This window comes from Chitinophaga filiformis, assembly GCF_023100805.1.
In the GTDB taxonomy this organism is placed as follows: Bacteria; Bacteroidota; Bacteroidia; order Chitinophagales; family Chitinophagaceae; genus Chitinophaga; species Chitinophaga filiformis_B.
This window is the reverse complement of the sequence record NZ_CP095855.1, coordinates 4834253-4847002: the sequence shown is the minus strand read 5'-3', so window position 1 is coordinate 4847002 and position 12750 is coordinate 4834253. Positions and strand designations below refer to the sequence as shown.

15 protein-coding genes are annotated in these 12750 nt (G+C 46.9%); 6 read left to right on the top strand and 9 right to left on the bottom strand.

The genetic code is table 11. The features are described from left to right. Positions 1-33: 33 nt before the first annotated feature. Positions 34-279 carry a hypothetical protein gene (locus tag MYF79_RS18965; protein WP_247809219.1) on the bottom strand — a complete coding sequence of 82 codons (246 nt, stop codon included), beginning with the start codon at positions 277-279 and terminating at the stop codon, positions 34-36. 221 nt (positions 280-500) lie between these two features. Next, a complete protein-coding gene (locus MYF79_RS18960; protein WP_247809218.1) occupies positions 501-1388 on the bottom strand; it encodes an NmrA/HSCARG family protein in 888 nt (295 codons plus the stop codon). Between the two features lie 107 nt (positions 1389-1495). On the opposite strand from MYF79_RS18960, the gene MYF79_RS18955 reads away from it, so the two are divergent. Continuing rightward, the gene (locus MYF79_RS18955; protein ID WP_247809217.1) at positions 1496-1834 is read left to right on the top strand and encodes a winged helix-turn-helix transcriptional regulator; all 339 of its coding nucleotides are present in this window, start codon (positions 1496-1498) and stop codon (positions 1832-1834) included. Between the two features lie 257 nt (positions 1835-2091). On the opposite strand, the gene MYF79_RS18950 is transcribed toward MYF79_RS18955, so the two are convergent. The 4 genes from MYF79_RS18950 to MYF79_RS18935 all read right to left on the bottom strand — a co-directional run bounded on the left by MYF79_RS18950 (position 2092) and on the right by MYF79_RS18935 (position 5343). Then, positions 2092-2610 (bottom strand): DUF6691 family protein, encoded by a 519-nt coding sequence (locus MYF79_RS18950; RefSeq protein ID WP_247809216.1) that lies wholly within the window; start codon positions 2608-2610, stop codon positions 2092-2094. A 21-nt stretch (positions 2611-2631) separates the two neighbouring features. Beyond that, positions 2632-3195: a YeeE/YedE family protein gene (locus MYF79_RS18945; RefSeq protein ID WP_247809215.1), complete on the bottom strand. Its 564-nt coding sequence runs from the start codon at positions 3193-3195 to the stop codon at positions 2632-2634. 35 nt (positions 3196-3230) lie between these two features. Continuing rightward, positions 3231-4631, bottom strand: coding sequence for an MBL fold metallo-hydrolase (locus MYF79_RS18940; protein ID WP_247809214.1), 1401 nt, complete (start codon positions 4629-4631; stop codon positions 3231-3233). A gap of 79 nt (positions 4632-4710) precedes the next feature. Continuing rightward, positions 4711-5343: a Crp/Fnr family transcriptional regulator gene (locus MYF79_RS18935; RefSeq protein WP_247809213.1), complete on the bottom strand. Its 633-nt coding sequence runs from the start codon at positions 5341-5343 to the stop codon at positions 4711-4713. 316 nt (positions 5344-5659) lie between these two features. Here MYF79_RS18935 and MYF79_RS18930 point away from each other — a divergent pair, with 316 nt between their 5' ends. From MYF79_RS18930 to MYF79_RS18920, 3 genes are all read left to right on the top strand, one after another. Continuing rightward, complete coding sequence (locus MYF79_RS18930) at positions 5660-6460, top strand: sulfite exporter TauE/SafE family protein (RefSeq protein ID WP_247809212.1); 801 nt, start codon at positions 5660-5662, stop codon at positions 6458-6460. A gap of 291 nt (positions 6461-6751) precedes the next feature. Beyond that, on the top strand, positions 6752-7348 hold the full coding sequence (locus MYF79_RS18925) for a short chain dehydrogenase (protein WP_247809211.1): 597 nt from the start codon (positions 6752-6754) through the stop codon (positions 7346-7348). Positions 7349-7413: 65 nt separating this feature from the next. Continuing rightward, positions 7414-7641 (top strand): hypothetical protein, encoded by a 228-nt coding sequence (locus MYF79_RS18920; RefSeq protein ID WP_247809210.1) that lies wholly within the window; start codon positions 7414-7416, stop codon positions 7639-7641. A 91-nt stretch (positions 7642-7732) separates the two neighbouring features. On the opposite strand, the gene MYF79_RS18915 is transcribed toward MYF79_RS18920, so the two are convergent. Continuing rightward, on the bottom strand, positions 7733-8365 hold the full coding sequence (locus MYF79_RS18915) for a polysaccharide deacetylase family protein (protein WP_247809209.1): 633 nt from the start codon (positions 8363-8365) through the stop codon (positions 7733-7735). A 222-nt stretch (positions 8366-8587) separates the two neighbouring features. Continuing rightward, complete coding sequence (locus tag MYF79_RS18910; protein ID WP_247809208.1) at positions 8588-9601, bottom strand: hypothetical protein; 1014 nt, start codon at positions 9599-9601, stop codon at positions 8588-8590. Between the two features lie 490 nt (positions 9602-10091). Between MYF79_RS18910 and MYF79_RS18905 the strand changes: the two genes are divergently transcribed. Both MYF79_RS18905 and MYF79_RS18900 read left to right on the top strand, forming a co-directional pair. Then, positions 10092-11741, top strand: coding sequence for an alpha-L-fucosidase (locus MYF79_RS18905; RefSeq protein ID WP_247809207.1), 1650 nt, complete (start codon positions 10092-10094; stop codon positions 11739-11741). 197 nt (positions 11742-11938) lie between these two features. Next, on the top strand, positions 11939-12325 hold the full coding sequence (locus tag MYF79_RS18900; RefSeq protein ID WP_247809206.1) for a VOC family protein: 387 nt from the start codon (positions 11939-11941) through the stop codon (positions 12323-12325). 118 nt (positions 12326-12443) lie between these two features. Here the strand turns inward: MYF79_RS18900 and MYF79_RS18895 are convergent, their stop codons facing one another. Then, positions 12444-12713, bottom strand: a complete 270-nt coding sequence (locus tag MYF79_RS18895) for a hypothetical protein (RefSeq protein WP_247809205.1) — start codon at positions 12711-12713, stop codon at positions 12444-12446. Positions 12714-12750: the final 37 nt, after the last annotated feature.

Here is a 12750-nt window from a genome sequence, read left to right as displayed (position 1 = left end):
AGTACAGGCAATCGTCTGTTGATTCCGGTGATATTACAGGTCGCTATTTTCAACGTCTTTCTTCCCGCCGTTCCTTTCTTTGGAAGAAGTGTTCTTCCGCGCCTGGCTGCGGCTTTTATGAGTGAAGGCTTCACGGGCGCGTTTAAGTCCGGCAGCAATTGCAACACCTTCCGGCAAGCCCTCAGCCAGGAGTGCATTGGCTATCTCCACAGCTTTGTTACGCACCTTCACCGGCTGGTTTTTATATGATGGCGGGTAATCGCCGTTGTACCAAGGCATATGTTACGTTTTTGTTCTCTACATCAAATATTGCTCCATCCCGCCAAAGGAACGTGATAGATACCTCAATTATGTCCCGTCGTCGTAAAACTTCCCTTCACAAAACAGTCGCACCTAATTTGCTTCACAGTTTAGAATTGTTGTTAGCCGGTTTCATGTACAATGGCCACCTGCCAGGCAATGGTCATGTTTCCTTTGCTTCCATCGAATAGATGACTAAGTTACCCTATTAAATTTTGCAGTTCTTCTTTTGCTTTGGTGTCTGTCCACCTTTCAAAAGTCATAAGTTCGGGGTGCAACAAACGCAATTCATCAAAATCAACTTTTGCGTAACCTTGCGTGTAATATTCTTCCATTATTTTTCCATATATGGCGTTTTGTTGTTTGGCTACGTCAAGCGGAATTTGAACAGGTGTAATTTGTCTGCCGAATTTCTTTGTTAGAATGTCTGCGATTTCTGAGATAGTTAGGTTGTCGCCTGCAAGATTTATTGATTTGCCAATGAAGTCTTGTGGTTTTTGAAATGCAAGACGAACAAACACGCCAATATCTCCGGCTGATATAATTGGCATAGCCAAATCAAAAGGTGCAGCGTTGTTAAGTTTTGCTTCTGAAAGTCCGTAGAATGGTAAACAGAAGGTTTCCATAAACAAAGACGGTTTGAATATTGTTGCAGGCAAATCTGATTTCCAGATGTGTTCTTCAATTTGGTATTTGAATAACGGACGATATGCCGCTCGTCTTTCAGAACCAAGAACCGAAGAATAAACAAATTGTTGTACGCCACTTTTCTTAGCGGCATTAGCAACATTTACTCCCAAGTTGTATTCGTGTTTATCCGCTTCTTCTGACATTGGTAAGGCTGGTGGTTGAACGCTGAAAACGCCATAAACATTTTTCATTGCTTCTATTAAAGAGCTTTCGCTACTCATATCTCCATCAAAAATTTCAGCACCTAACTGTTGAAGTTGTTTTCTTTTTTCAAATTCACGTTCCATACTTCCTATAAATGTAAATGCCCGCACATTAAATCCGTGCGTTAGTAGTTGCTTTGCAACTGCACCGCCTACTTGCCCTGTTGCTCCTGTTACAAGAATTGTTTTGCTCATTTTACTATGTTTTTAAATTGTCGGGCCAAAGTTCTGAACTTCTTGTTTACTTTTGTCCCTAACGGACAAAAAGTGATAGGGACATTTTGGTAACCAAGTAACTTTCTATGGCAACAATAAAGGAACGAAGTAAGGCAATAAGGGCCGTTCACGACACTATGGACGTGCTGAGTGGTAAATGGAAAATTGCCATCATTACGTCATTGAGTTTTGGCGAGAAACGATATTCGGAAATATTGAAAGAAGTTGAAGGGATTTCTGGCAAGATGTTAACAAGGGAGCTGAAAGATATGGAAATGAATTTGCTGATTAAACGAGAGGTCTTAAATGCACAACCTGTAACCGTCCAATATTCCCTCACAAAATACAGCGAGAATTTGCTCCCAATTATTTGCAATTTACGTGATTGGGGAACTGAACACCGGAAAAAAATTATTGGAAAATAGCCGTCGCCGGCAAGCTGCTCGATGAACGGCTTGCCGGCGACGGTTTGTCGAATGAAGCAAGTCTGGTAGCCAGGGAGGTCGAAGGCCATCCAGATCAACAATCAGGTTAGTGATTTACAGATCTGTTCCGGATTTCTGTGCTCAGTTGATGTCCGGGAAGCTTAAAAGGACAGGATTTTGGGTTTCCCGGCGGGCCATCTAAAAAACAGACCATGAATGCATAAGTCTGTATATATTATCTTATTGATTAGTATAACTCAATGTGGCAATCTATCCCTGAAATATCCGTACGTCCAGGTGCCGGCGATGGCGCTGAGCAACACTACTGTCACCACCGTTACACCCGTGCCTATCTGCGCAAATAAGGGCCCCGGACAGGCGCCGGTAAGCGCCCATCCTAAACCGAAGATCAATCCGCCATATATCTGCCCCTTATTGAATTTTTTAGGATGGAAGGATATCTTCTCACCGTGTATGGTTTTAATGTTGAACTTTTTTATCAGCCAGACGGAGATCATGCCCACAATTACTGCAGAGCCAATGACACCATACATGTGAAAGCTTTGTAAACGGAACATTTCCTGGATGCGGAACCAGCTGATGATCTCCGCTTTCACAAACACGATACCGAACACGATACCTACGGCCAGGTATTTAAAGTTATACCACCAGGGATGCTGTTTTTGCGATTCATTGATACAAATGGTATCGAGCGACCGGACTTCGAAATCTGTATTTGCGCTTTGTGTTTCCATACCTTGCTCTGCTATTTTCATGATGTAGTAATTGAAGAATTATTATAAATGAAGAATGAAGGGGAGTATCAGGTTGGCCATAATAAAGCCGCCAACCATGAACATAACTGTAGCTACGAGCGAGGGCCATTGCAGATCGCTCAAGCCCATGATCGAATGCCCGGAGGTACAACCTCCCGCATAACGTGAACCAAACCCTACGAGAAAGCCGCCGCCGATAAGCATGATCAGCCCTCTCAAGGTGAACAGGCTGTTCCAAGAGAAAAGTTCCGCCGGCAGTAAAGAATGATGATCTGTGATGCCATATCCCGCCAGTTCTTTTGCCAGTGCCGGATGTATGGCTACCGGGGCCGGGTTATCCAGGAGCTGTACTGCTATGATGGCGCCTGCAAATATGCCGGCAATGAAGAAGAAATTCCATACCTCTTTTTTCCAGTCGTACTGAAAAAACTTTATATCCGCCGGAAAACACGCTGCGCAGGCATGGCGTAGGTTAGCTGATATGCCAAAGTGTTTATTCCCCAGCAATAAAAGCGCCGGTACGATAAGACCAATAAGTGGCCCGGCTACATACCAGGGCCAGGGTTGATGTAGTAACTGATGCATTCCTGTCAATTTATCTGCAAAAAATAGTGATGTATTTAATTTACTACAGGATTTTCTTCCTGCAGCCATTTATTCATTCCTTCTGAAAAGTTCAGTACATTTCTGTAGCCTTTTCCGGCAAGCAGTGAGTACCCAATAGTAGCGCGGTCTCCGCTCTGGCAATGTATGACTACCTTCCTGTCTTTGCTGATCCTGTTCATGTTTTCGGGCAGGCTGCCTACGAACACATGATCGGCTCCTTTGATGTGGCCGGCTTTATATTCAGTAGCGCCACGCAGGTCTATCAGCTGTATAGCATCATGCTGGTACAGGTCTTTGAATTCATCCAGGGATATGACCTGCTCTTTTTCTAATTTTCCGCCGGCGTCTTCCCACACCTTCACAGAAGGGATATAACCGTAAATATTATCAAGGCCTATACGCATCAGTTTACGTGTAATTTCGTCCAGCTCGGAGGGATCTGCCAGTATTATGAATGGTGTCTGGTAATCGAGGAACCAGCCCGCCCAGGTATTGAAAGAGTTGTTGTGCTGTACATTGATACTTCCCGGAATATAACCGGCTGCAAAAGTTGTTTTATCCCTTGTGTCTATCAGTTTATATCCCTTGTTCAATGCTGCCTGTAATTCGTCTTTTTCCAGCGCCTGCAATGTGGGGACTTTCAGCAGTAAAGGACGGTCTGCCTTGTTTAGCTTTTTCATCATTGCAAAATATTTGGGAGGCTCAGGCTGATCGGCCAGCAGGTATTCTACAAATCCGGCTTCATCATCGTTGTACCGGAAGGCCCAGTTCCTTTCCAGTTCGTAGCCGGTGGTAGTGGAAGGAACTGATCCGAGGGCTTTACCGCAGGCCGATCCGGCGCCATGGCCGGGCCATACCTGTACATAAGGGGGCAGCGCACTGAATTTTTTCAGGGAGGCATACATCTGATGAGCACCTGGTTCCTGGGTACCTTTCATACCTGCTGCTTTCTCTAAGAGGTCAGGCCTGCCAATGTCGCCTACAAATACGAAGTCGCCGGTAAAGAGCATTACGGGTACATCACCAGCTGGTTTATCAGTCAGTAAAAAACTGATGCTTTCCGGTGTATGTCCCGGGGTATGCAATACTCTGAATTCGAGGTTACCCAGCTGTATGATACTGCCATCGCGCAGGCCCACATGATCAAACTCATATTGCCATTCAGGACCGCCTTCGTCAGACAGGTACATCTTCGCACCTGTCAGCGCTGCCAGTTCCCTGGAACCTGTCAGAAAATCTGCATGGATATGCGTTTCCAGGATGTGGGTAATTTGCATCTTCTGCTCGCGCGCAATGTCAAGGTAGGTATCGACATCTCTTTTAGGATCGATCACAGCGGCTACGCCGGCCTTTTGACATCCGATGAAGTAACTTCCCTGAGCCAGGCTCTTATCATAAATGTGCTGAAAATACATAGTGTTTGATTTTTTGTTAGCACAAAGATGCGCTGTAAATTTTGTGCTATCAGTGACAGCTGTCACACAGGGATCCTTTTTAAGGTCTAATCCATTCGAAGGAGTTGCGGTGAATAAGGATCCATCCATTTTTCTCCATCTTCTTCATCAGGCGGCTTACCACTTCACGGGAAGTATTAAGGTCATTGGCAATTTCCTGGTGCGTGAGCTTAACATGCCGGCCCAGTTTTTTTACCTGTCCCTCGATATAGAACTCCAGTCGTTCGTCCATATTTTTAAAGGCGATCTCATTGATAGTATTCAGCAACTCATCATAACGCTCGCGCCATGTCCTGATCACGAAGTAGTGCCAGCTTTTATATTTGCTCAGCCATTCATCCATATATTGAAGGGGAATGGTGAGCATCGTAACATCGGTCAATGCCCTCGCCATCACCTGGCTGGTTTCCTGACGGAACGCACAGAGCATTGACACGGCACAGGCCTGTCCGGGCTCTATATCGTACATGAAGAACTCATTCCCCTGGTCATCTTCCTGGTACAGTTTAACAATGCCCTCCAATATCAGCATAGTAGACCTGATGGTTTGTCCCTTACGCAGCAGGACAGCACCTGCGGGCACCTGGCGGATTTCACCATGTTGCTCCATCTCTTCATAAAGACCTTCTTCAAGTCCGGGAAATAACTGGCGGATAGAATACACTTTTTCCATGATATTAAATTACAACATTTAATGGCAGCTTACTGCATTTACCAGGAGCAGCTACCGCTTTGACCGGAAGCGGCAGATGATCATTTTAACTGGCAGGCGGCCTGCTACTGAAGGCTGGCAGCGAAGTCTGCCAACATTATCCTGCAACTGCATACCCGGGCCTTAGTTCCGGTTAAACCGCTGCAGAGTTACAATAGTTATAGTGCAGGTTCTGTGACTTTGGTCACATTCGCATTGAATGCTTATTATCGGGATAGGTGACTATTATCACTGACAGCGCGGAGAAAGGCAGCGAAATTTGTGTGAAATGAGTTATATGCATCTGTTAGGATATATTGCTTCGTTGCTTATCGGCATATCGCTGGGATTGATTGGCGGCGGCGGCTCCATACTGACCATGCCAGTCATGGTGTACCTGTTTGGGATCTCCCCGGTGCTGGCAACTTCCTATTCATTATTTGTGGTAGGATCCACCAGCCTGGTCGGCGCCGCCCAACAGTATAAGCGTGGTACCGTGAACGTAAGAATGGGATTACTGTTTGCCGCTACATCTGTGGTCATCGTTTTTCTTACCCGTAAATGGCTGCTGCCGCTCATACCAGCGCAGATCGCAACAATCGGCAGTCTTTCTATCACCGGGAACTGGCTTACAATGGTACTTTTTGCGATCCTGATGCTTATCTCGGCCATATTCATGATGCGTAAAAGAGATATCCATACCGGAGCGGGGTCAATGCCAGGCAAGGTTAGCATTGGAAAGCTTGTGCTTTACGGAACCGGGATCGGCCTGGTGACAGGCCTGCTTGGGGCTGGCGGTGGTTTCCTGCTCATACCGGCACTGGTGTTGTTATTACACCTGCCGATGAAACAGGCAGTGGGAACATCTTTATTGGTGATAGCGTTAAACTCACTTATAGGATTTACCGGTAACCTGCATGATGCCGGTATAGATTGGAAATTGATGTTCAGTGTTACATTGCTGGCCACTATTGGCATCCTGCTGGGTAGTTACCTCAACCGAAAGATCCCGGCGGGCGGGTTGAAAAAGGCCTTCGGCTGGTTCGTACTTGCGATGGGCGTCTATATTCTCATCAAAGAGCTGATAGATGCCTTTTAGTACCCCCTTCTCATTTTCGCCAATAGCCGGCTTAATATGCCAAACGGCTGCCCGGTCGGACCCGGGGAATTCCGCAAAGAGGTACTCTCAGGTTTTAGACCTGATCCTGGGAATTGCCTCCAACTGATCGCTTTTTCTTGGTCCTGCCGTTTTTTAACCGGTATACCAGCCCTTTACCCGGCAGGTGCTCAGGTTTTTTAGATAAGTCCTGTACAACTGCATGATCGTCCTGCAATAGCATTCCCGGACGTATTTAGTTTTGTGTACATAAAAAACACTAAATACGAAACAATGAAAATTATCATCGTCGGTGCATCAGGCACCATGGGAAAATACCTGGCCGAAGCCTTTAAGAGAGAGCACGAGATAATTACAGCCGCTACCAAAGGTTGTGATGTGGACGTAGATATTACGTCGACGACATCTATTGAAAACATGTACAGGAAAACGGGGCCATTTGATGCGCTTATTTCAACGGCAGGACCTACATACGTCGGCCCCTGGAAGAATCTGACCGATAAAACCTTCAGGGCAGGGGTGGAAGGAAAAATGATGGGGCAGATCAACCTTGTACTGATCGGTCAGCATTACATCAATCCCAAAGGTTCATTTACATTAATTACCGGCGCATTATCCCACGATCCGCAGAAGAATTTTGCCAATGCATCTGCCGCCAACTGTGCAGTGGAAGGTTTTGTAAGGGCGGCAGCTATTGAGCTGGAGAATGGCATACGCATTAATGCGGTAAGTCCTACTGTGATTGAAAACTCCCCGCAATATTTCCCCTATTTCCCGGGCGATATTCCGGTAACGATGCAACAGCTGGAATATGGTTTCCGCAAAGCTGTGTTTGGTGCCAATACCGGGCAGGTGATCAAGCCATATTAGTGATTACACGTTTGCCACCTAAGGAGACGTCTGCCTGTAGTTAATACCGTACTTAAATTATGCGCATGAAAATAAAAATGAAATTGATCGCTTCCCTCAAGATCTGGCTGGTGATCTATCCATCTATCACCCTGTTCCTTTATCTGTTTGGAGAAAAGTTGTCCGTGCTGCCTTTGTATCAGCGAACATTCCTGCTTACTGTGTCCCTCGTTCCGTGGATGATGTTTGCAGGTATTCCATTTATTGATGTAATATTCAGAAAGATATCAGGAAAGCTGACAAAGGCCGGTTAACTTAGAGCTGGGCTTTTTTAAAAGAAAAAAGCAGGTCAAATGACCTGCTTTTTATGTGTCATACCGTGTAAAATGTATGGACAACAATATGCTACCTAAATATTGTCTTCAACTCCTGTTGCAGCCTGGCCCCCGACCAGTTACCATTTACCATCACCCGGCGTATAGAATATAACGGCTCGCCGGGAGATACCTTCCCCGTCAGCTGGAAGGCGGCTTTATACCCACTTAGTTTTACATCCCTGATCACGCTGTCATTCCACTCCCCGAAAGGATATGCGATATAATATACCGGTCTGCCGGTTACGTTCTCCAAATGACGCCTGGGGTTTCGGAACTGCGTTTCTATATCCGAAGACCGGATATTGGCAGCATGTGGATGGTCCCATGTGTGCGCGCCAATAGCATGTCCCATATCCGAAAGTGCCTTTATCTGACTTGCTGTCATATAACCCGGCTTACCAATGGGCACTGTCATCACGAAGAACACCCCCTTAAACCCATATTGTTGCAGCAAAGGTGCTGCTATGCTGAAGTGCTCAGCACGCGTATCATCGAAGGAGATCATCACCGGGCGTGCCGGCAATGGTGTACCTGCGTGCAGGTATGCATACAACTGATCGGGGAGTATGCTGTGATAACCGCTATCTGCCAGTGCTTTGAGTTGTGCGCTCAATTGTGTTCTGCTGATACTCATGGCGTTGCCTTTGCCCTTATTATCCATTGTAATGTGGTGATAGCATAATACGGGGACTGGGGACGACGATACAGATGTCTGGTCAATAATATAACATGACAGCAGTAAACAGAATAAATACCTCATGTTGGGAGCTTGGATGATACCAATTTCATTCTTTTTATAGCGCTGCCCAATGATCAGCAACAGCGGCCTTGGTGATGGCAGTCATTAACCCGTAGCGAATTGCCGCGCGCATCGCTGGTGGCGCTATTGGTACTGAATATAAACAGGACGGGGATATAATTCCAATACTTCTTCGGGTGTCATTAAATGCCCTCCGGTTGCAACATCATTTTTATAGAAGAGTTTGAACCCGGTAAATTGAACAGGCTGATTGGAGATCCAGCCTTTATAGCTGTCAAGCTTTTTTGCAGGCGATCCGAAACCGTCCATGTTCATCACGATCTGTACTTCAGGATGTAGCTGGATAGCTTTGTAGTTAGTCACCATTCCCTGCGTGAACCGGTGTACGACAAGCACTTTGGGCGGCAGCCCATATGTCTGTACCAGTTTGCTGAGATAGGATGAGGCATAATTGACATCCTCTGCGTCGAAAGTACCGATTGAAGTACATGGCGGCTGCCGGTTCTTCATAGAATATTCCGGGTCTATGCCCAGGTGCACATTCGGCATCCGCAGATATTTTTCCAGCATGGGTATCTCTTCCTGCAATGTGCTAAGTCCTACCTGTATGTCCAGGAACACAATGGCGTTTATCCGTTCGGCCAGCTGTAGTACTTTGTCAATTTCCGTGTCGGGCATCTGTAAGCGGTACTTCCCGCTGGCGCCTGGCTTCCCTTGCGCAGTAACCGCTACATAATGCAATGCAGGTTGTACCGGCAATGATGTATCTGCAACTTCCCATTTCCGCACTTCTGCGGAGAGTTGCTGTAACATTTCGTCTGGCGGAAGTGCCCCGAGGATGCCCATGCCGGCGGAGTACAGGTTGCCGTAGTAGGCAACTATCCGCTTATATGGCAGTATGGCTCCTGGTAGCGGATACTCCGTTTTCACTGGCCATTTAACAGAAGGCTTGTTGTGCACCAGCAATAGCTGGATCTTGTTGAACAATGTGGTATCGGCAGTGGCCGGTGGGCCGCTCAGTGTATCGGATACTACATGCGGGGCCGGTTGCGCGATGTTCACGGGATTTACCTGTACCTGGTCTGTCATGGGCTGGCAGGCAGCCATTAATACTATAAGGGGAACAATTTTCTGCATAAACCTGCGAATGTTCAACTAAATTATCTCATCGAAGGGCTATTAAGAATGATTCCGATTAAGTGCTTTGCTGACTGCTATCATGTCGTTCCGGGGTCCGGCAGATGTATCACTGTGAAGCATACGACCTGTATGACCGGCACCCGGCAGATAGAATCTGTATATCTATCGTTCGGTTTCCGGCAGATGCGTCACTGTGAGGTATGCGCCTGCATAGCTGCCATCGGTCAGACAAGTCTGCATATTTTTACGCTTCCCGTATTTGCCAGGTCAACGAATACATCATTTAAATATCGATAAAGTGCAACTTTTTATCGATATAGCATAAAGCATAAGAAAAGTCAGTGAGTATCTTTGATAGCGTTGTACCAACCCGGACAACACGTTATGAACTACATACCCGGGTGGTGCTTTAATATCATAACAGTGAAGTTTCTTATCTGCTGCCCGTTAAGGACGGTGATAATATCTTCTTTCTAAAAACAATCAGATGAAACGTCGTGCTGCAATCGGGAGAATGGCGGGAATGGTCCCCGCATTACTGGCTGCCCGCTATAGCCATGCTACCGCTCTTTTTGAGAACCTGCCACTGGGGGAACGCGTGATGAAAGGACCTTTTCAACCTTCCTGGGAATCGTTAAAGCAATACCAGGTACCTGGCTGGTACCAGGACGCCAAATTCGGCATCTGGGCGCACTGGGGCCCGCAATGCCAACCTGAACATGGCGACTGGTATGGCCGGGGCATGTATGAAGAAGGAAGCGACCATTACAATTACCATGTGCAGAAATATGGGCATCCCTCTAAATTTGGCTTTAAGGACGTCATCAACGAATGGAAGGCGGAGAACTGGCATCCTGATGAGCTACTTTCTTTATACAAAAAGGCAGGCGCTCAGTATTTTGTTGCCCTGGCCAATCACCACGACAATTTCGATAATTACAATAGCAAATACCACCGCTGGAATGCCGTAAATATGGGGCCTAAAAAGGACCTGATGGATGGCTGGGCGAAAGCCGCCAAAAAACATGGGCTCCACTTTGGAGTGAGTGTGCATGCCGCACATGCCTGGACCTGGTATGAAACAGCGCAGCTGGCTGATAAAAAGGGACCATTGGCGGGCGTACCGTATGATGGGAAGATCACGAAAGCCAGTGGCAAAAACACCTGGTGGAATGGATATGACCCGCAGGAGCTCTATGCGCAAAACCATCCCCTGAGCGCGAATGCGAAAGACAGCGGCAGTATACATAACCAATGGGCCTGGGGCGACGGAGCAAGTGTACCCAGCAAGGACTATTGCGAAAAGTTCTTCAACCGCACCATTGAACTGATCGATCGCTATGAACCAGACCTGGTATATTTTGACGATACCGTCTTGCCTTTGTGGCCGGTAAGTGACGCCGGACTACGCATTGCGGCTCATTTGTACAATAGCAGCATTAAAAGGCATGGTAAGCTCCAGGCAGTGCTCAATGGAAAGATCCTGGATGAGGAGCAGCGGAAGTGTATGGTATGGGATATAGAACGGGGACAAAGCAACCGCATTGAGCCTTTTGTATGGCAGACAGACACCTGCATCGGCAGCTGGCACTATGACCGCAGGATCTACAATGAGAAACGTTATAAATCTGCCAAAACAGTGGTTCACACCCTTGCTGATGTAGTAAGCAAAAATGGTAATCTCTTACTCAGTGTTCCCTTGCGTGGCGATGGCTCTCTTGATGCGGAGGAACTGGTGGTGGTAGAAGGTGTTGCCGCCTGGATGCAACAGAACAGTGAAGTGATATTCGGTACCCGACCCTGGAAAATATACGGCGAAGGTCCTGCTATCGATACCGCTGCACCGCTGGATGGTCCAGGCTTTAATGAAGGGAAAGGTAAGCCTTTCGGTGCGGAAGATATCCGCTTTACCACCAAAGCAGATACACTGTATGCGATAGCCCTTGGAACGCCTGCAGACGGTAAGATCCGTGTCAAATCACTGGCAGCCGGCAGTAGTCATTATCCTGCTGAAATTGCAAAGGTGGAATTGCTGGGCAGAGGACCAGTGAATTTTGAAAGAGGGAATGATGCGCTTATTGTCCAATTGCCGGATAGTTTGCCCAACCAGGAGGCTTTGTGCCTGAAGATCCGATAAGTGTGATCGTTTCGATATTAGCAAGCGGGAAGGCTGTAACAGGAGCGTCTGTTACAGCCTTCCCTGCTTTTACGGCGTGCTGTCTGCCCCCCTAAAATGTCGTGAATAGCCCTCCTGGTTTATTACCCGATAGGCTATTTTTGAAAGGTCCATCTTCTGCGGAAGAGACAAACTGTTGACTGTAAAACCATCAATTTATGAACACAAAGAAAATCTGGGCCAATTTCAGCGTACAGGATCTGGCACGCACCACCGCGTTCTATAAACGACTCGGATTTAAACATAACGGGGCTTCGGAGCAACTAACCAGCTTCTTCTTTGGTGAAGAAAGCTTTATCATCCATTTCTTTTTGAAGGACATACTAGAACCTGCCATGAAAGGACAGATCATTGATGCGAAAGCAGGGAACGAAATCATATTTACTCTTTCTGCGGGAAGTAAAGAAGAGGTCGATAGCTGGGAAAAGGAGATACAGGAAGCCGGGGGAACGATCGTTTCCAGGCCGGAGGCGTTTGGAGAGGGGTATTACGGTTTCGTGTTTGCCGATCCCGATGGGCATAAGTTCAACGTGTTTCACATGTAGGAGCGCAATTGCCGGAATAGATAAGGTCGGGGCAGCATGACGTCCCATCCCGGGGATGGTGGGATAAATATAACGACGATGCTATGCTGCTGAGCTCCGGCGAATATCATATGATGGCTTATTCCAGTAACGCAGGTAGTTTTTCTGCAGCATACTCTATTGCTTCTACGGGCGACAGGAAACGTTTTGGACTATCATCTTCTGCCTTGAACAGGGTACCCGGCATTTTACCTGGTTCATGTGAACTAGCTTCAATTGCCGGCTCCTGGAAGTTGTAGTATGCAATGAAATACTCCGCAGGAATAATATCAGGATTCCCGTGCTGGGTCTCAAGTGCTTCCACTACCACCCATACGTCCTGGCCCTTGATTGATAGTTTTTCTGTCATAGATCAAACGTTTCAGAACAATACCAGAATAATCGTG